At 54.8% G+C, this 18,723-nt stretch carries 13 protein-coding genes; 6 read left to right on the forward strand and 7 right to left on the reverse strand.

The features are described from left to right. Positions 1-30: 30 nt before the first annotated feature. The 3 genes from H7849_RS18990 to H7849_RS19000 all read right to left on the reverse strand — a co-directional run bounded on the left by H7849_RS18990 (position 31) and on the right by H7849_RS19000 (position 1,947). Positions 31-594 carry a hypothetical protein gene (locus H7849_RS18990; RefSeq protein WP_186741579.1) on the reverse strand — a complete coding sequence of 188 codons (564 nt, stop codon included), beginning with the start codon at positions 592-594 and terminating at the stop codon, positions 31-33. Positions 595-621: 27 nt separating this feature from the next. After that, positions 622-942, reverse strand: coding sequence for a hypothetical protein (locus H7849_RS18995; RefSeq protein ID WP_186741580.1), 321 nt, complete (start codon positions 940-942; stop codon positions 622-624). 741 nt (positions 943-1,683) lie between these two features. Next, positions 1,684-1,947 (reverse strand): hypothetical protein, encoded by a 264-nt coding sequence (locus H7849_RS19000; protein WP_186741581.1) that lies wholly within the window; start codon positions 1,945-1,947, stop codon positions 1,684-1,686. A gap of 80 nt (positions 1,948-2,027) precedes the next feature. Here H7849_RS19000 and H7849_RS19005 point away from each other — a divergent pair, with 80 nt between their 5' ends. The 3 genes from H7849_RS19005 to H7849_RS19015 all read left to right on the forward strand — a co-directional run bounded on the left by H7849_RS19005 (position 2,028) and on the right by H7849_RS19015 (position 6,602). Continuing rightward, on the forward strand, positions 2,028-2,474 hold the full coding sequence (locus H7849_RS19005) for a recombinase family protein (RefSeq protein ID WP_186741582.1): 447 nt from the start codon (positions 2,028-2,030) through the stop codon (positions 2,472-2,474). A 349-nt stretch (positions 2,475-2,823) separates the two neighbouring features. Continuing rightward, entirely contained in the window at positions 2,824-3,246 is a 423-nt protein-coding gene (locus tag H7849_RS19010; RefSeq protein WP_186741583.1) for an alkaline phosphatase family protein, read from the forward strand. A 386-nt stretch (positions 3,247-3,632) separates the two neighbouring features. Next, positions 3,633-6,602 (forward strand): TonB-dependent receptor, encoded by a 2,970-nt coding sequence (locus H7849_RS19015; protein WP_186741585.1) that lies wholly within the window; start codon positions 3,633-3,635, stop codon positions 6,600-6,602. Between the two features lie 52 nt (positions 6,603-6,654). On the opposite strand, the gene H7849_RS19020 is transcribed toward H7849_RS19015, so the two are convergent. The 3 genes from H7849_RS19020 to H7849_RS19030 form a co-directional block, all read right to left on the reverse strand. Further along, positions 6,655-7,677 carry a YncE family protein gene (locus H7849_RS19020; RefSeq protein WP_186741587.1) on the reverse strand — a complete coding sequence of 341 codons (1,023 nt, stop codon included), beginning with the start codon at positions 7,675-7,677 and terminating at the stop codon, positions 6,655-6,657. A gap of 75 nt (positions 7,678-7,752) precedes the next feature. Further along, positions 7,753-8,211 carry a hypothetical protein gene (locus H7849_RS19025; RefSeq protein ID WP_186741589.1) on the reverse strand — a complete coding sequence of 153 codons (459 nt, stop codon included), beginning with the start codon at positions 8,209-8,211 and terminating at the stop codon, positions 7,753-7,755. 205 nt (positions 8,212-8,416) lie between these two features. Continuing rightward, positions 8,417-8,863: a recombinase family protein gene (locus H7849_RS19030; RefSeq protein ID WP_186741582.1), complete on the reverse strand. Its 447-nt coding sequence runs from the start codon at positions 8,861-8,863 to the stop codon at positions 8,417-8,419. Positions 8,864-9,408: 545 nt separating this feature from the next. On the opposite strand from H7849_RS19030, the gene H7849_RS19035 reads away from it, so the two are divergent. Further along, positions 9,409-12,201, forward strand: a complete 2,793-nt coding sequence (locus H7849_RS19035; protein WP_186741590.1) for a protein kinase domain-containing protein — start codon at positions 9,409-9,411, stop codon at positions 12,199-12,201. A 34-nt stretch (positions 12,202-12,235) separates the two neighbouring features. Next, a complete protein-coding gene (locus tag H7849_RS19040) occupies positions 12,236-13,462 on the forward strand; it encodes a hypothetical protein (RefSeq protein WP_186741592.1) in 1,227 nt (408 codons plus the stop codon). Positions 13,463-13,543: 81 nt separating this feature from the next. On the opposite strand, the gene H7849_RS19045 is transcribed toward H7849_RS19040, so the two are convergent. After that, entirely contained in the window at positions 13,544-14,119 is a 576-nt protein-coding gene (locus H7849_RS19045) for an ECF-type sigma factor (protein ID WP_186741594.1), read from the reverse strand. Between the two features lie 269 nt (positions 14,120-14,388). Here H7849_RS19045 and H7849_RS19050 point away from each other — a divergent pair, with 269 nt between their 5' ends. Further along, positions 14,389-18,084: a hypothetical protein gene (locus H7849_RS19050; protein ID WP_186741596.1), complete on the forward strand. Its 3,696-nt coding sequence runs from the start codon at positions 14,389-14,391 to the stop codon at positions 18,082-18,084. The last annotated feature ends 639 nt before the right edge of the window (positions 18,085-18,723 follow it).

Genomic DNA, 18,723 nt, shown 5'->3' on the forward strand with positions numbered 1-18,723 from the left:
TTTTGCTAGAGATAAAGTAGCGAAGCGGCTTCAATGGTCGGATTGCTTTCTTTTCTTAGGTAGGCTTCGTGGCAGACTTTCAGCCATGGCGAGAGCCGCCTGCGATTCTCCTTTCAGCAGGGCCTTCGCAGCAGCGGATCGCAGCGTGCGATACCACCTAGCAAGTGGAGCGGACGCATCTGACGAATCGTCCTCTTCGATCGACTCAATCGCGTCAGTTTTCTTATGTGCAGATTCCCGAAGGAACTCGATGGCAAGGCGTCGTTCCCCACCCGCCCATAAAGCCACAAGCGCCACGCGAAGGTCGGCATCGAGATCGCCGCTGGGCCCATCCTCGAGCAAGGTACGCCAGCCAGCGTTGAGGAGTTTTTTTCCCGTTGCTGTGATTTTGTGATCCGTGCGGCCCCGAGGGCCGGGCTTTCCCTGGCGTACGCATCCCGCGTCCAAAAGTCTCTGTAGTGCAGGGATCGTTGCACCAGGGGAAAGTCCGGCCATCTTTTGTAGATCGTACGGAGTCGAAATGCCGCTATCGATCAATGCCAACACAAATAGGTCGAGGTCAGTTCGGCGGCGCCTGTCACGAGTCTCAGACATGTGCCACCAGTATACGAAGCTGAGCGATTATGTCCGAGCCCAGAGTGATGTTTCCTGTAGCACCCTATTCTGAAGCTCCTCCTGTCGTGGGAGACAAAGAACCAGCCAGCGAGCCAGCCATTCCGCCCAGTAGTCTGGATTGGGTATGAAATCTCCCCATTTTGACTTGTCAGGACAGGCGGCAGGAAGCAGTTGGGTAGGCGTCGCGGTCGGTACGGGATAGTGCTGGATCGATGAGCGCCCCTGATAAAGATGCTTGCCAGCTTCGTGCAATACGTATTCGAGTTCGTTCAGCACCATGCGCTCGTCCGCGACCCAGAGCTTCAGTGCCTTCAGGATGCGGCGCACGTGAAGCTCGAGGCTTTCAGTGTTGTCAGGGTTATATGCCGGCCTGATCTTCTTGGGCTTCTTCGGTCGTTCTTTCTTAACTGGCCGCTCGTGTTCGGGGGTTTCCAGATACTTCCGATCGCGGCGAACAGTGCCCTCATCGACGGCGAGTTCCTTGCCAATAGCACGATTTGATTTGCAGCTCTAATCAGTACTTGTCGTTGTGCCAGCGAAGTGCTGTTCAAGAAGACACGTCATACGAGACGGATCGGAGAGATCGGCATGGCAAAGGCGATTTGTGTTCCAGACGGTTACAAGATCCGCTGCCACACCGCGCGGCGTCGGCGGTTGGGGACAGTAGCGAGCCAAGGCTGCAGATGCGTAAATGAAAAACAGTGCTCGGGCTTCAATTGGAAGCCGATCAAAAGGCAAATGCGAAGAAGTGGTGTTCACCATACTGCGATTGTGACCGATTACTGATTTTCACCAAATACTCGCGCCATTCGCATTCCATACATCGCGTTCGCATTGCTCGATCTAGATGCAGGTTGCCTATCCAGGCAACTGATCCCCTGAGATCAATAACACCCTTCTCAAACCCTATAAAACCTCAACTCCCCGGCATCCTGCGTGCCTATTCACTTCAACCATTCCGCGGTGAGATCACCGCGGAATGATGGACATTATTCGCGGGCCGGAGGGGAATCCCAGCGCATTGACATTGCTTCAGCCTTCTCTCGGACCCATCCGCTAAAGAGCGCGCTATCCGTTGCCCATCTGGAAGACGTTTTCGATGTAGTTCTTATCGCCGCCGGCGGTGACCGGGTTGCCGTTGATGTAGCCGAGGATTGCCTGCTCACCGTTCTTGAGCCCGAGAACCTCTTCGATGGACTTGCCCTGGAAGCGCTCCCAGCCATGAACGCGCGACTCAACCACATCGTATTCGGCCATACGCTCTACGTTCATGCCGTAGAGGTTGTTGCGCATCAGGAAGCCGCCTTCACCGAGATAGCGTGTCTTGCGCAAGAGTTTGGATCCGTCGTTGTAAGGGGGAAACAAACTCTTTACATATCTCAGATATATGTGATAACCTGGTTTCCTTTTATATGAAGCGCGCCGCCCTGTACATGCGGGTCTCCACCCTCGATCAGCACCCCGAAACCCAGCTCTACGAGCTCCGGCAGATGGCTCAGCAGCGCGGCTTCCATATCGTCGAGGAGTACACCGACAGGATTTCCGGTGCCAAGGCCAGGAGACCGGGCCTCGATGCCCTGATGCGTGATGCCCGCCGCGGCCGCTTCGACGTCATCTTGGTCTGGGCCTCGGATCGCATCGCCCGGTCGGTGAAGCATCTCCTTGATCTGCTCGATGAGTTCAATCGGCTCAACATCGAGTTCGTCAGCTTCCGCGAGCAGATCGACACCGGCGGTCCGCTGGGCCGCGCCATTGTCGTCATCATCGGGGCCATCGCAGAGCTCGAACGCAACCTCATCCTCGAACGGGTGCGCTGTCTCAAACGGCCTCCAAAAACCCGCCCGCTAAACCCCGCCTAATCCATACCCCAAACTCCCCCTCCCGCCTGTTTCAGAAGGTGTGGGTTGTGTTACAGCATGAATCTTTGGCTTGCACCGAGCCGAGAATTACTCTGAGCCTCCAAACAGTGGGAATTTCACTGACGTCCTCACGCGTTTGCATCTTTGTTGGCAGTTGATCGCACATCGGTGCTATCGCATCGAAACGTGTCTTTGGGACAAAGAAGATTGCGGAGCCAGGAAATAGCATCAAAGAAAGTCGAGAAGCGATAAAGTCCTTGATGCCTCCTACACGATTTACGCGCCGAGACCTGCTGAAGATCGGAGTCGCAGCTGGTGCAGCAGAGATGCTAGGAGGGATCCTTTCTGGATGTGGTGGGCACAGGTCCCGGAACCGTCTGTAGTGGGGAACCCAGCGATAGCCGGTCCCCTTGGACTCGGCTTTCGAGTGCCAATGTTGATCATCTCTCCCTTCAGCCGAGGCGGTTTTGTTTCATCGGACCTGTTCGATCACACCTCGGTTCTTCGCTTTCTTGAGACACGATTCGGGGCTGAAGTGCCGAACCTGACTGCATGGCGTCGCTCAACAGTAGGCGATATGACGAGCGCCTTCAACTTCATCAAGCCTGACACATCCATTCCCACATTGCCCTCAACCGTCGCAGGCCTTCCGTCAACCATCGCCGAATGCGTTAACAACCTGGCGGCCTTTTCTGCGTACCAACTTCCCACTCCGCAAGTTATGCCAACCCAAGAAGACGGTTCGGCAATTCGGCCGAGTGGCGCCTGTTAAGTAAATCGACCTTGAATGGCCGATCTACATGGGGTTGAGTCCGCAGCCGATTAGGTCTATCCAAACGTCCGCACGCGGGAAAAATGACCAGACCGGTCGTTGAAATCTCGCAGCTCGCCCTGGCATCAGTTGCCGAAAAGAAAACTCTTCTCATCTGAGCTTGTGAACAGCAGGTGAATTTCAGATGAAACAATTGCGAACGGCCACTCTCCTTAACTTTCACTTAAGTTAAACCTCCCTACGCTGAAACCACGCCACTCACAGTAAAGCGTTTGTCCTGGGGATCCGCCGCCACTGCTAATCCAAGAGAGGCTACCAAGACAGAGATAGATCCAAACAAGACTCACGCAATGAACCCGGCAACCTTTTGGGGAGGTTAATCGAGTATGCGCAAATGTTTCCAACAGACGTTCTCCGTTCTCATACTTATCTGCTTGCTGACTTCGTTCCGAGTGCCCGCACAAACGGCTCCCGGCGGTATAGCCGGAAATGTTCAAGATTCAGCTGGCGCGGTTCTTGTCAGCGCGAGAGTAGAAATCGAACCGTCCGATCGCCAGGCAGCCACCGACAATCAAGGGACATTTCGTATCCCGAACCTTCCTCCTGGGCAGTACACGCTCAGGGTTTCCTATGTGGGGTTCAACCCATTTGAAACAACTGTGACCGTCGCTTCAAGTCAAACTGCAAATGTGACTGCGACGCTCCAGGTGGGATCTGACGCCGACACTGTCCTTGTCACCGCACCTCGACTTGAGGGCGAAGCGGAAGCCGTGAACGTCGAGCGCATGTCGGCACAAATTGTGCAGGTTGCGCCACAGGGAGTGATCACCAGTCTTCCCAACACCAACATCGCCGATGCCATAGGGCGCTTGCCCAGCGTGTCTCTGGAGAGAGATGAAGGTGAAGGCAAGTACGTACAGATTCGCGGCACGGAACCGCGCTTGTCGAATCTTACCGTCAACGGCGTCAACGTGCCGTCGGTTGAAGTGACGGTGCGCAACGTCAAGATGGACGCGATCCCCTCCAACGGAATTGAGCGCATCGAGGTCTACAAGACTCTCGCTGCCGATCAGGACGCCGATGGCGTAGGCGGTACGGTGAACCTGGTAACCCCGACGGCACAGGACAAGCCAACGTATTCGCTGAACGGTACGGCAGGATACAACCCTCTGCAAACCGGCTACTGGCGCGGAGGCTTTGACGGAACTTTCGGGAAGCGATTCGGACCCGGCAAAAAGTTCGGGTTCCTGTTGGGTGGAACATGGGATCGCACCAACCGTGGTATCGACGATCTTGAACCGAGCCAGACCTTCGGCACCCTCGCCAACGGTCAAAATGTTGCCTATGTCAGCAGCGAGGACTTTCGCTCGTACGATTACTATCGCACCCGGTACGGCTTCGATACCGGAATAGACTACAAAATTACCCCCACTCTGACGACCTATGTGAAGGGCCTTTATGCCGACTTTCACGATTTCGGTGAAACCCATGTTTACACGCCAAGCACAGCAAACATGATCGATTCCGCCAGCGGCTCGACGGTAAATTTCTTCACTCCCGCTCAATGCGATGCGTATAACGCGCAGAATCCGAATGCGAGCACACCTTGCAGCTACGGGAATTGGGTCTATCGCCACTACATCCGCAGGCCCGATCAGCAGGTTTTCAGCTTCCTGGCCGGCGCCAGCCAAGCTTTGCCCAAGGATTTGATCACTGTCAACCTTGCTGTATCGCGCGGCCATAACATCGGCGGACAGGACTTCCCAACGACTTATTTCAGCGGGCCGCCTGCCGTGACTTTCAGTGAGGACCTGAGCAATCCTTACCGCCCAAGGCTTTACGCTACAGACGGTACAAATGGCTTTAACACCACTCAGTACACGGTCAATGAATCCGACACCGGTAGTTATCACGCTACGCAGCTCAACATCCAGGGATCGGCAGATCTCGCGCATAACTACAATTTGTCAGGGCATGCAAGCACCTTCTCAATGGGGCTGAAGTTTCGTAACTCCTACTCCACACAACGCGAGAACGACACGCATCTCGCTTTCACGGGAACGAATCCCTTCACCCTGGCCAGTGTAGGGGGAAACTATACGAATCCGACCTACTACAACAAATCGTTTGCGATTAACGGACAGGCGTATGGGCCTACCTCCTCGTACAACAAAATACTGAGCGCTGTGGCGGCCAACTCGGGCGCTTTCACTGAAGACGTCGTAGGCGATTCCAACACATATGCTTCGGCATTCTTCAATGCCGATGAGCTGATCTCCGCAGGTTATCTGGAAGACGTAATTTATTTCAATAACGTGCGCCTGGAAGGTGGCGTGCGTTTTGATTCTGGCAGCACTCACTTTCTTGCGAATACGATCGACAACGGCGCGAATGGGCCCTGCTACAAAGACCCAAGCCAGAGTTGCCCTGCCGTTACGCCCAATCGGCAGGATGCCAACTACTTCAATGCGCTTCCCAGTGTGGCGTTGCAATGGCAGTTCCAGAAGGACAGCAATCTGCGTGTCGTCTACAGCCGCGGACTTGCGCGGCCCAATATCGGAGACCTGGTGCCAGCCACCGTGGTCGATCCAAACCAGACTCCGTATCCAACGGTTTCTACAGGCAATCCAAATCTGATTCCGACCTTGTCAGACAACTTCGATGTTCTGGCCGAACACTATCTCAAACCGTTGGGTATTGTGCAAGCCGGGTATTTCTTTAAAGAACTCCATAACCCGATCTATCCGGTTGCAACTCTTCTTCCGAATTACAACAACACTGGCAGGACATATCAGTTGACACAGTCCATCAATGGACCGAACGCGCACATTCAGGGAATTGAGCTGCAATGGGAGCAGCGTTTCTCCTTTCTCCCTGGCATCTTGAGCGGATTTGGCATCGATGCGAACTACAGCTATTCGGCTTCGCAGGTCACTTTCCCATCAGGATTCGACGGCGGCCGCACCGATCATCCTGGGTTGGACCGTACTGCGCCCAACAACTACAACTTCAACCTGACTTACGATAAGAGCCGCTTCTCAGGACGTTTTGCTATCAGCCACAACGACCCGAACATTGCGGCCTACCAGTGGAACGCGACAACCGGCCCGACGAACGATCCGATTCTTGGACTAAAGGGCCCAACAGGCGATAACTACTTCTACGGGCACACGCAGTTTGATGTGCAGGGCAGCTATCGCATCTATAAGGATTTGCGGGTAGTGGCGTCGGGACTGAATCTCAGCAATGAGGTCTTCGGGTTCTACAACGGTAGCGGCATCTACCCGGTACAGCGCGAGTATTACAGACCCACCGTCTCGTTTGGTTTGCGCTGGACGCTAGCGGGTGAACAATAAGGGTTAAGTTTGTGGAGCGTTGCTCAAGGACAACGCTCCACATGTTCCCTGATCACCGCTGTCCAACCACAACAATCATAAAGGTGCCCGGCTTCGGCTTTGGCCGACCCGTTGTTGCTGGCTCAAGCTCGGCTGTAGGTAAATAGATCAATTGTGAAGTCTCATCCACGCCCATTGTTCGCGCACCTTCAGGTGTCTTGACGACCTGTTCTACTTCGAACTTGCCCGCCTTCTCCGCAGCCACAACGAGCGATCCGTCGCGGCAGCTCGCGAAGGACTTTTCTGCCATGACCTTTGTGGCATCTACACCCGCGCCAATAGGCAACGATGCTTCCACTTTGCCATCGTCCGCGCTCATCACGATCAGCTTTTGCGGATTCCGGCAGCCGATGAAGAGACGACGTGATTTTGTATCCATCGACATGCCGACCGGATGTCCACCCGGAGCGACTGGCCAGCGTGCGGTCACTTTTCGCGAATTCAGGTCGACGACAGCAACGGTATCCTTATCTTCCAGGTTGATGTAGACCTTGCCTGCACCGTCAGAGGCGAGGAACTCCGGCGCTCCGCCCAGCATAATGGGAGGATCGATCTTGCCATTCTTCGGATCGATGTCGGGCTTGAAGGTCATCAGCACGCCGCCGTCGCCTGAGACAGCAAGAACGCGGTCAAGCGCCCCGTCGTAGATGATGCCGTCGGAGTCGGGCATGGTGGGGATCGTCCCCAGCACTGCGTAGGTCTTCAGGTCGAAAACCACGATAGCGCCGCTACCGCCGCCATCGGTGATGAAGCCACGTCCAACCTTGGGAGCGATCGCTACGCCATGTGCGGTTTTCTGGCCGGGTATGTCTCCGAGCACCTTCCCTGAATCAGCATCGATGACCATAGTGTGAGTGGATCGCGGCACAAACAGCCGGTGCGTGGAGCGGTCGACTGTGAGATAGTCCCAGCCGCCGTCTCCGCCGATATGAAATGTTTTCGTAACTCCCCAGTTGGATTGTGCAAACGCATGCGATGCACTTCCAGATAACAGGAGCACAGTGGACGCAACCATGAGTTGGATGGTGTTCTTCAAGGGATTTTCCGTTCCTTTCTTAGACAAAATGAATACCTGGATGCTTAACATCTGCGCAGGTGATTCACCACACTTTCAGTTCTGTTCGGGCGCTCGAGTGCCATCGGCATGCACACGGACTTCTCGGTGTTTCCCATGGTTTAAAATCTGGGCTTCATAGGCAGTCTCGGAGTCAGATTTCACTTCCTCTACCATCCGAATCGAACCGCCTTCGGCTCCCTTTTGGATGGCGGCCATGGCTGCTGCCGGCACTGCATCGAGTGACACCTGCTGCTCAACTTCGATCACCTTTCCAGAAGGATCAATCGAGACGTCTTTCGACATGCCGTTGAGCATCATCTCCACTTCATACTCGACCCGGCCGTTTTCCACTTCCTTCGAATAGCCTTTGACTGTAGCCCCCAGAGATTCTCTCTGCGCCGTCTCCTTTACAGCAGGAGGCAGATCACCAAAGTTCACGCGCTTAGCCTCCGCATGGCTGTTTATGGACAGAGCGGTTGCGGCACCTATTGCAACAATAAGAGCATTCTTCATGAGTCCCTCCTCGCAATCATCATGCAATCAGTCACCTTAAACCGGGCTTAATTTGATAAGATCCGGCTACTCCTATTTGTTGACACTCATCCCAAATTGCTTACCGAAGCACGGTTTCTACGAATGATTCTTGCGCTACCTCGTGAGATCTGTAACACAACCCACACCTTCTGAAACAGGCGGGAGGGGGAGTTTGGGGTATGGATTAGGCGGGGTTTAGCGGGCGGGTTTTTGGAGGCCGTTTGAGACAGCGCACCCGTTCGAGGATGAGGTTGCGTTCGAGCTCTGCGATGGCCCCGATGATGACGACAATGGCGCGGCCCAGCGGACCGCCGGTGTCGATCTGCTCGCGGAAGCTGACGAACTCGATGTTGAGCCGATTGAACTCATCGAGCAGATCAAGGAGATGCTTCACCGACCGGGCGATGCGATCCGAGGCCCAGACCAAGATGACGTCGAAGCGGCCGCGGCGGGCATCACGCATCAGGGCATCGAGGCCCGGTCTCCTGGCCTTGGCACCGGAAATCCTGTCGGTGTACTCCTCGACGATATGGAAGCCGCGCTGCTGAGCCATCTGCCGGAGCTCGTAGAGCTGGGTTTCGGGGTGCTGATCGAGGGTGGAGACCCGCATGTACAGGGCGGCGCGCTTCATATAAAAGGAAACCAGGCTATCACATATATCTGAGATATGTAAGAAGTTTGTTTCCCCCTTACAACGACGGATCCAAACTCTTGCGCAAGACAGGCTATCTCGGTGAAGGCGGCTTCCTGATGCCGTAATCCCTCCCCTTGCGCACAGATATACTCCCCAATTCCTTGCAAAATGCGGGCCAGTTCGCTATCTTTTAGTCGGCTTCCCCGCAAGATTCTGATTCAACTGCCCATAGATGTCTCGCGCGGATCAGCTGGACGGTTGCCTACTCAAATCCCATTTGGCCCCCGCAGAGCGACATCTTATCTCATCGGACTGAAGGCGAAAGGGAATTACGATCGTTTATTTATTAATAGTTGGGGCCTCTTTGTAGGTAGCATTACGCAATCCATTAGTAAGCATGGTGGGGATTCACAGGCGGCCCGGTGGTCAGCCCAGGATAAGGGCAGACTTACTTCTCTTGGACCTTTTCTGCCGTTCTCGCCTGCCAGATGAACCAGGGATCTAGACAGTTGCGTCGGTGAGTACTCGGACGAGGCTTGCGGATGGCTGAATCACGTCGGGAAATCGTGGCATTGCTGTTTGAAGCGGCATTGGAGCAGCCGCCTGAACAGCGACAGGCTTACCTCAGTCAGGCCTGTGGGGGTGACAGTGATTTGCAAGGCGCAGTCGAACAACTGCTTCGTGATTATGAAGCAGCCGGAAGTTTTCTCCAGAAACCACTACTAAATAGTGGGTCGGATAGTACGAAGGATATCAGCGCACTGGGACATCACCCCGTGCGGGCAGGTGAATCTTTCTTTCGTCCTAGCGACATCATTGCGAATCGGTTCCATGTGGTTCGATTTATCGACCGAGGTGGAATGGGTGAAGTGTACGAGGTCGAAGATCGTCACCTCCACGATGTACATGTTGCTCTCAAGGTGATTCGGCCGGAGATTTCCGGAGACCCGGCGATGCAGGCCCGTTTCGAGCGCGAGGTACTCGCGGCGCGCCAGGTAGTCCATCCGCATCTTTGCCCCATCTACCACATTGAGCGCTGCACCGATTTACGAGGCCCGTTGTGTTTCCTGACGATGAAGTTGTTGCCTGGCGAGACGGTTGCCGCCCGGCTAAGGCGGCAGGGCGTACTCCCGCTTCAGGAAGCAACAATCATCGTGCACCAGATCGGGTCTGGACTGGCAGCCGCGCATAAAGCGGGCATCATCCATCGAGACATAAAGCCAGGCAACATCATGCTCCAAGGATCCGGTGAAGCTGTGAATGCATGCCTGATGGACTTCGGCCTGGCGCGCAGCCTTTACTTTGATACGACCCGGATCAGTGTCACTGAAATAGCCGGTACTCCGGGATATCTTGCGCCGGAGCTCTTCCAAGGGCAGTTTCCATCTCCGGCAAGCGATATCTATTCATTTGGCGTCGTCGCTTACGAAATGCTCCTGGGGCGCCTACCGGTGTTTCCGCTCCAGTCGGAAGGGCAAAACAGAAAAAAGCCCGATTTTCATGATCTTCCCACAGCGTGGCAGAGGCTGATTCGAGGCTGCCTGGAGGCAGATCCATCGCGGCGATTCTCAAATGTGCAACAGCTGCTGGACGAACTTGACGAAGGCCACCATAAGATTTCACGTCGGACCGCAATCCGTCTTGGGGCTGGCGCGGGCATCGCTTTGGGAGGCATGGTCTGGATCGAGTGGCCTCGCATCGATTTTCTCTTCAACCCCCTTCCGGCTAACCGATCAGTGGCCCTGATGGCATGGCCCACTCCGCGAAGTGAAGATACAGCGCTCCTTTCGACTATCATTGAGTCCATCAAGGGCAGACTTGCCCGGGCAGAAGCGTATGTCAAGAATCTACTGGTCGTCTCGGAGGCAGACAATCCGGACTCGCCAAGCAAGTTATCGACACCGACAGACGCGCGAAATACTTTGGGCGCCAATCTGGTCTTAGCAGCCGCGCTTCATGACCAAAGTTCCGCCGTTACTCTTAGTCTTCAGTTGTTGAACTCAGCTACGCAAAAGGTACTTCGCAAGGGTCATGTCGAGTCCTCGTCATCTCAATTGAGCAGGCTCGCGGACGAGGGATATGCGCTGGCGGCGCGGGTCCTCGACCTGCAGGAGCGCAAGGACTCACTTGAGGATTCAGAGGAGATACGAAACCTACCTCCCGAAGCCTATAGGGAGTTTACGGAGGCTGAGCGCCTCTCCAATGAGCCGAATAACACAGGGCTGGATGCCGCCATTGACAAGTATGAAAAGGTGTTGGCGCTCGTGCCGAAGTTCTCTCTTGGCTATGCACAGATCGCAATCATATATGTCCGTAAGTTCCTGCTTGACGGCGGACAGCCATGCCTCGATCTGGCAGCCCGGAACGCCGATCTTTCTCTGAGTAATCCAAGATCAGTTAGATCTCTGCTGAGCAAAGCACTCGTTTATTCCTACACAGGAAAAACCGAGCAGGCCATCCAGTACTTCGAAAAGTCATTGAAACTCGATCCGGACAACCCCGAAGTGATGATCTACAAGGCTGAGACCTTCCGCGATCTGGATCGCTGGGCGGATGAAGAAAAGGCATATCGGGAACTGCTCACAATCAGGCCGAATTACTGGGTGGCACACAATGAGCTTGGCTGGGTCCTCTCCCGGCAGGCCAGGTATAAAGAGGCTGCTGCCGAGTTTGAAGCGGCCTCTGTATGTGCCCCGACGGTAGCGCTGCCGCTCGCCAACTTAAGCACGATGTACATCGAGGAGGGTGATTTTGAAAATGCTATCGACGCTGCCCGCCGCAGCCTGGCCAAACATCCCAATGCGAATGCCTACAACAATCTCGGCAATATTGCATTCACCAAAGGGAACTATCGCCAAGCCCTCACTCAATACCAAAAGGCCGTGGAGCTTAGCCCAAAGAACAATCTTCTCTGGAGGAACATTGGAGATTGCTACGCAATGTTTGGTGACAAATCGATGGTCCGGGCCAAATATGCAAGAGCCGCCGAGTTACTGGCCGATGATCTGAAGACCAATCCCCAGGCAGGCTATAACTGGATGACGCTGGCCTTTTACCACGCGAAGATCGGAGACTTCGCCGATGCAGAACACGAACTTGAAAATGGAGATTCTCGTGGTGCCAGTGATGTCGACTCACAGTTCATGAAAGTCCAGGCATTAGCGCTGCTTGGGAAGAAGGATGAGGCCTTGGCAATTCTCCTCCGTTGCCTAGACAAGGGCTTGGCGCCTCTCGATGTTGATCTCGCCCTCGATCTGGCGGATCTGCGCAAAGACCCACGATACAAATCGCATGTAGCCATGCTTACCTCCCCCGCTCACAAGACGCATTCCTGATTCAGGCATATCTGCTGTAGCAAAGGAGATGGAGATGAACATAGCAGCAAAGACACAGGAACTGGGGCAGAAGCCCAAGAAAAGGTGCTGGATCCTAGTCATTTGTGCTTTTGTCATTGGTGTGATCGGCGGGATTCTGATTGGAATATATAGGCCCAACGAAATTACGTTCATCATCAGAACGAACGGCGAGGTCAACCTTCACCCGCTACCTCGAGATGTCGTTCGCTGGCTTGTGGAAGACCCCGAAGAGCCGGATGATCCGAAAAACCCTGTATACGGACAAGTAACTTTTTACAGCAAGGATCAGAAAGGTGTTCCCTGCGAACTTACCCCTGATCCAAGCACAGCCGCCACTTACACGATTAGGACATGTAGAGTTACTACGGTCCCTCTGGACTACTACTATACATGTCAAAATCATGGCCGCCCTTGTAAAGATCCAGGAAAAGGCCCAGGAAGCGTCCCTGGTCCGCACTCGACGATGTATCAGCAAACTGTGGGGTTCGTATGGGACGAAGTCCTCCATAACCTGGAGTTCGCATGGGATGACTTCCGCGACTTCAGATACGACAAAATTGCCGAAGTTAGCACGGAACACAAAGATGTCAAATCTTTGCCAGCCAATGTAAACACGGCGGCGCTTCAACCTCCTCCGAATGGAAGCATTTTTTGTGGTTCCGATAACAAGCCTAAAGTCTCGGACATTGCGTATAAGGCTAATAGCGGCGACGCGATCGAGTGGAGTTCTTCGCTCGCGAATCCACCCTCTGGCAATCCAACTTACAGCTTCACCCTTCAACCGCCTCTGGGCTGCAGGGAAAAGCAACCTCCTTCTTTTTCATCGCAGCAGCCACACGCAATATGTACGCTGACAGGCTGGACTGTCGATCAATCCTATAATTACCCCGTTACTGTCAATGATACGAAGTGCCCGGGAACTACTAATGGGAAAATAACCATATATCAACCGATCAATCCGCAGATCAGCTGTAATGGGGGTGCTGCCAGCGTTACGCCGATTCAATACACGGCTGGTAGTATCGATCCTATTCAGTGGAATGCGTCCGTTTCAAACTATAGCTTTGATCTCGGCAGCGCCACGCCGAGCCCACTGACCTGCGCAGAGGGAGTCTCCGCCTTTTCGGATGCCAACCCTTATGCGACGTGCACGCTGACAAGCGCGGCGAAGGGTAACTATACATACACGGTTTCCGTTCCGGGCTGCTCAGCAGCCACTGGACAAATAACCGTGCAGTAGCTCGATTGTGGGACGTGGTCTTTGGTAACCCGCCGAAGGCCACGCAAAGTCGAAATAGCAGTTCAGCATTCTCGGCGCCATTCAGGCGTTACGTCCGCGACGGCTGATCTCCCCATACAGCCTTGTCCGCGCGACAGCCCAGTCGCGCTTGACCGAGCGCGGAGCTATGCCCAGAACCCGCGCCGTCTCTTCGACTGAGAGCCCCGCGAAATAGCGCAGTTCTACAACTTTCGCCTGTCGTGGATTTTCTTTTTCGAGCCTGAGCAGTGCTTCATCTAGCGCGAGGAGATCCGGGGACGTATTTCCCGATACGATAAAACCCTCGTCGAACTCCACCCTTTGAAGATCACCTCCACGGACGCGGGCCTTGTGCGCCCGGGCATGATCGATTAACACTTGGCGCATAACATTCGCAGCGATCCCGATGAAATGAGCCCGGCTCTGCCAGTCGGTGGAATCATGAGCGAGCCGCAAGTACGCTTCGTTGATAAGGGCGGTTGGCTGAAGGGTATGATCACGTCGTTCGCGGCGCATGTAGGATTTCGCCAGACGATGCAGTTCCTTGTAGACGAGAGGCAATAACTTCTCGTTCGCCGTGACATCTCCACGCGTCATAGCTTTCAAAAGAGCCGTAACATCTCCCTCGCTCGCGCTCATATCACTCACTCACGCCGTAGCTGAGAATCTTACGAGGAATTCCCCAGATGGGACAATTTTCTCACCATTTCGCGACCATCTAGGACCAAGAAACCGTGAGGCTTTGACAATCGGATGACTAGCCTAGCGGTATCACGGAATCCTGGTTGCCGACATGTCCCTCCACACCTCCGAATTCCGCATTCTCAGATGACGAGAAAATTGGTGCTGGCCGGGAAGGCGCGGAGTATCCAAATCCTGCTTCCCGTTCCAGCTAGATGGAGGGGGTTATGGATCGTTCTGGCGGTGGAATGGTGGCGGCGGCGGTGTTGCTGGCCGTCTTTGCGGGCGGAGGGATTCGAGGCTCGCAGAGCTCTCAGCCGAATGCCTCGACGGACACGGCCGTAACTGCAGGAATGTCAGCGCATAGCGCGGAAACGGCAGCCCCAGCCGGGGAACAGTCCAACAACAAGAGAGATGGCTACGCTGATGAGATCCGTCGGCTGACGGCTTTCATCGCCGACGCGAAGCGGAATACTTCGGTACTTAATGAGGATCAGCAGGCCGATCCAAACTCTGAAGCAGAGAGGGCCGAAAGCCGGACTGCCTTCATGATTGCACTGGTGCCTGATCCGGCAAAAACGCACCTCTCGCTCGTTTTCGACCGCTATGTGGATGCGCTCGAACAGGCGATTCAGGATGGCGGTTTCGATTTCGATCGTGCTCTGCTGCCTTGGGACGAGCACGACCATCCGGAGTCGAGCAACTTCGGCACGCGTCTTGATGAACGCGAGTATGTGCGCGGGGAGCAGCAGGCGCCCGGCGTACTGGTCTTCCGCAGGCACTATTTCGCCAACGAGAAGCCATCGTCTGAGTCTATTGAGACCCTGGTGGTGTTCGTGGTGGGCGAAAGCCCGACAGCTGGGATCAATCGGGGGCAGTTCGTCACCGCGATCGGGTTGGCGAAGCGACTCGCTCCGAAGACGGAGGGCGCGCAGCCTCTTACGATCGCAGGGCCAAGCTTTTCTGGCTCGCTGTATTCACTGGCTGCTCTGCTCAAGTCTGAGGGCCACAGCTTTTCCCGAATCGCGATTGCCAGCGGAACGGTATCGGACCCTGACTCGGTGGAAAGCTTTCGCGCTTCGATCGGCCAGACGTTCGGGAAAGACGGGCAAGCGAACTTTGCAATCTTTGAGGAAAACAGCAGAGTGAAATTGCGTGCATTTGTTAGCTTCGCATGCCAGAACTGGAATCTTCAGCCTTCAAACATCGCGGTGATCAGCGAAACGGAAACGGCCTTCGGCAGACAACAGAACGACGACGACAGAGAACTTTGTCCCGATTCATCGGGCGAAAACGCCAGACATGTGAGGTTGTATTTTCCAAGAGGCATATTCCATGTCCGTAGCGCATACGAACAGCAGTTTCCCGGTGGTAACAGTGCAGATGACGATCGGCCCCCATTGCGGACCACGCTCCGGCCCAATCTTGAGGAAAAGCACGGCAGCGCCGACTCTGTGCCCGAGTTCTCGCCGCAGCTGCCAGTCTCGCAGGATGCAGTCTTGACAGGCCTCGTCGACCAATTGCACAGGCGAAGGGTAGGGGTAATCGTGTTGCTGGCGTCCGACCCTCTGGACACTCTCTTTCTGGTGCGGTATTTCAAAAAGAATTATCCATATGCGCACCTCGTGACGATGGGTTCTGATCTGCTACTCCGTCACGAATCGCCCGATCCGGCGATGCTGGGTGTCCTAGCGCTAACCACCTATTCGTTGCAGCCAGCCGAGTCCAAAACAGACGTAAATTCGCCGAACGGGATTGTGTTTCCTGACGATGGTTCCGCGGGGTTATACAATGCCACCGCCGCTCTGTTGTGGTGCATCCTAAGCCCAAGCACGTCTTGGTGTCTCAATGGTCCTTCCAGTGAGAAGCTACCATCAGAACTTGGCCTGATGGGATTTACGCAAGTTGGCAAAAACGATTACGCCACTCCCGCGCTCTATTTGGATGCTCTAGGCCGGGACGGGTTCTTGCATGTCGCCATTCTCCAGACAACAGAGAGTTGGCTGCCTCAGCAGAAGCTCACCGCAACCGGTTCCGGTAGCGAGTTTCGGCGTGAAATGAGTCTGCCGAGTTCGTGGAAGGTACTGGCGATCGCGGTGCTCAGCGGCATCGGGCTTTTCATATTTTGCCTCTGCCGCGCTTCCATCGTCAGCACGATCGAGGCGGAAATCCTGCTTGCTCCTGCCGATACAATGGAGAACGATTTCACCCGTGTTGGGCGGAAGTCGCTGATTGTGTTTCTAGCCTGTGCATGGATGGCCGTGCTCATGCTGGTGTATCGTCCGGCATTCATGACCGGGGCGTGGCCAAATGGAGAATTCCGGCTTTACGTTTTCGCGGCGCTCATCGCCGGTAGTGGACTGAGCGGCGTTATGGTGCACAGGTTCTCGGGAAGCATTCGGTATCTTCCGGTGATCTCGTTTGTTGCTTGCGTTCTGACATGTGTTGGTATTGCCGTCAAGGGACAATCGGTCGAACTGCGGCGTTACATCGATGTTTTTTCCCAGATCAGCCCGGTGATGCCGCTGTTTCTCCTGGCTTTGTCGGTCATTTGGTGGCTCTGGTACAACATTGCGGCGTGCGTGCTGACGGACTCCCGCCGTCCGCTTCTGCCTGCCCGGAAAATCCACGGCGGAGTTCCCATTGACATCAGCGCGGAGGAGCAAAAGGGTCTCGAGTCCGCCATGGCTCCGGGACACTTGGACCGGAGACTCTGGATTCCGGCGATCCTGCTCGGAGTCTTTACTTACTTGTTTATCGGGCCTAAGCCGTTGGTGTGGAGCGTGGAGGGGCGAGGCTACAACTGGCTGGTTACTCTGGCGCTAGTTGTCTCCTTCGGGCTGCTGGCAGAATCCGTCGTGCGGATCCTGGTGGTGTGGAAGGAAGCCAGACATCTGCTGCGCGGGCTGAATCAGCAGCCTTTCCGCACGAAGATGTGTACGGTCGGCGGAATTACCTGGAATGCGATCTGGAAGGTGGGCATCGCAGCGGTCAGCATGGCACATTCTTTCTTTTCGCGGCAGTCAGAGGCGCTGTGTCTGCTCCTGAGGAGTCGTGCAGAAGCCCAGGAGACTGTGGCCGGGCCGGTGCCACCCAGCGGCGAAGTCGTCACGGCAGACAAGCCGGAGTACAAGCTCCTTTACAGCTTTCGCGCGCTGATGCAGGGAGTGACATTTCCAGAGAATGAGCAGCAAACAAAAGCAAACGGAGACATGGAACTCTCAGAGGAGATGTACAAGAGCGCAGAGGCGGTAAAGAAACAGGGCGGATTGGTGTGGCGCAAGTATGAAGAATTGTTGGGGAAGGGGAGAGAGCACGGCAGCGATCGGAACGAGATTCAGCGGAGGAAGGAGATGCGGCTGCTTGCAGCGTATAGTCGCGCCCAGGGCAAGTTCGCCGATGCCGCCGGCAGTCTGATGGATGGCCTTATGCGCCACTATCCCACCCATCCGGAGATTGTGCGCGAGTTGGATGCGGATGCCATCAAGCAGGCGCAGAAGGACGCGCCGCGGAGCGTGAGAGAAATTAGTGAATACTTCGTGAACATGCTGTATATGAACTACATCGTCACAATACTTCTGCGCATCCGAAGCCTTGCTGCCGCAACAGCCGGGATCTTCGTTTTCGAAGTACTGGCGTTGAATTCATATCCATTCGAGCCGAGGGCGTTTCTCCGGGCGGCGATGTTTGCAATTCTTATTCTGATTACTACTTGCTTCGCCGTTGTTTATGCGCAGATGCATCGAGATCCAGTCTTGAGCCGAATGACGGATACCAAATCCGGCGAACTAGGTGGAGACTTCTGGATGCGTATGTTGAGCCTCACCGGATTACCGATCGTCAGCCTTGTGGCCACGCAATTTCCCTCAGTCGGTAACTTCCTGTTCTCATGGGTTGGCCCACTGATGAAGGTTGCTAGGTAAATGGGCCATTTACCGTGCCGAGCTATGAAGTTGGTGGCGTTTGCGCGTTCATCAGCGATGGTCGTAGGTCTGAACACTTTGTTGGTATGGGAGAGAGACTATGTCTTTTGTGATCGATGACAACACCATTTTCACACCATCGAGAGAATTCCTCTCGGTCCTTTCAGTACTTTTGAGGATGTTGCAGTTTATTTACGTAATTGAAAATAAAAGATGTCGACGATCTGCAAAACCCGTATTCGCGGGTTCAATTCCCGCCCGGTGCTCCATTAAATCAACTCGCCATAACGTCGCTGATCACGGCCGAACCGCAGCTTTCTGATTGGTCACGGTGGCCGGATTGATCGGGGTAGCGGTCGCGATTTGGACGCAATGGCTCTCCGGCGACCCAGCATATACCGGGTTTCCCCCGGGGCTTTCTCTTTATTGCTGTAGCAGGAATCATTGTTCTCGGAGCATCTGCCCCGGTCGACTTCACCATCTTCGTTGAGCGTGCAGTAATGGCTCCGGGCATCCCCAAGGTCGATGCCTATCGTTATCAACCTGAGAGCAACCCCATGGTACTTCCGCGATAAGGTCCTGCGTATCCTTTTCATCCGCTTAGGCTCTCTTCTCGGAGCGACCGCCTCATCCCAGTTT

The organism is Alloacidobacterium dinghuense, from assembly GCF_014274465.1.
In the GTDB taxonomy this organism is placed as follows: Bacteria; Acidobacteriota; Terriglobia; order Terriglobales; family Acidobacteriaceae; genus Alloacidobacterium; species Alloacidobacterium dinghuense.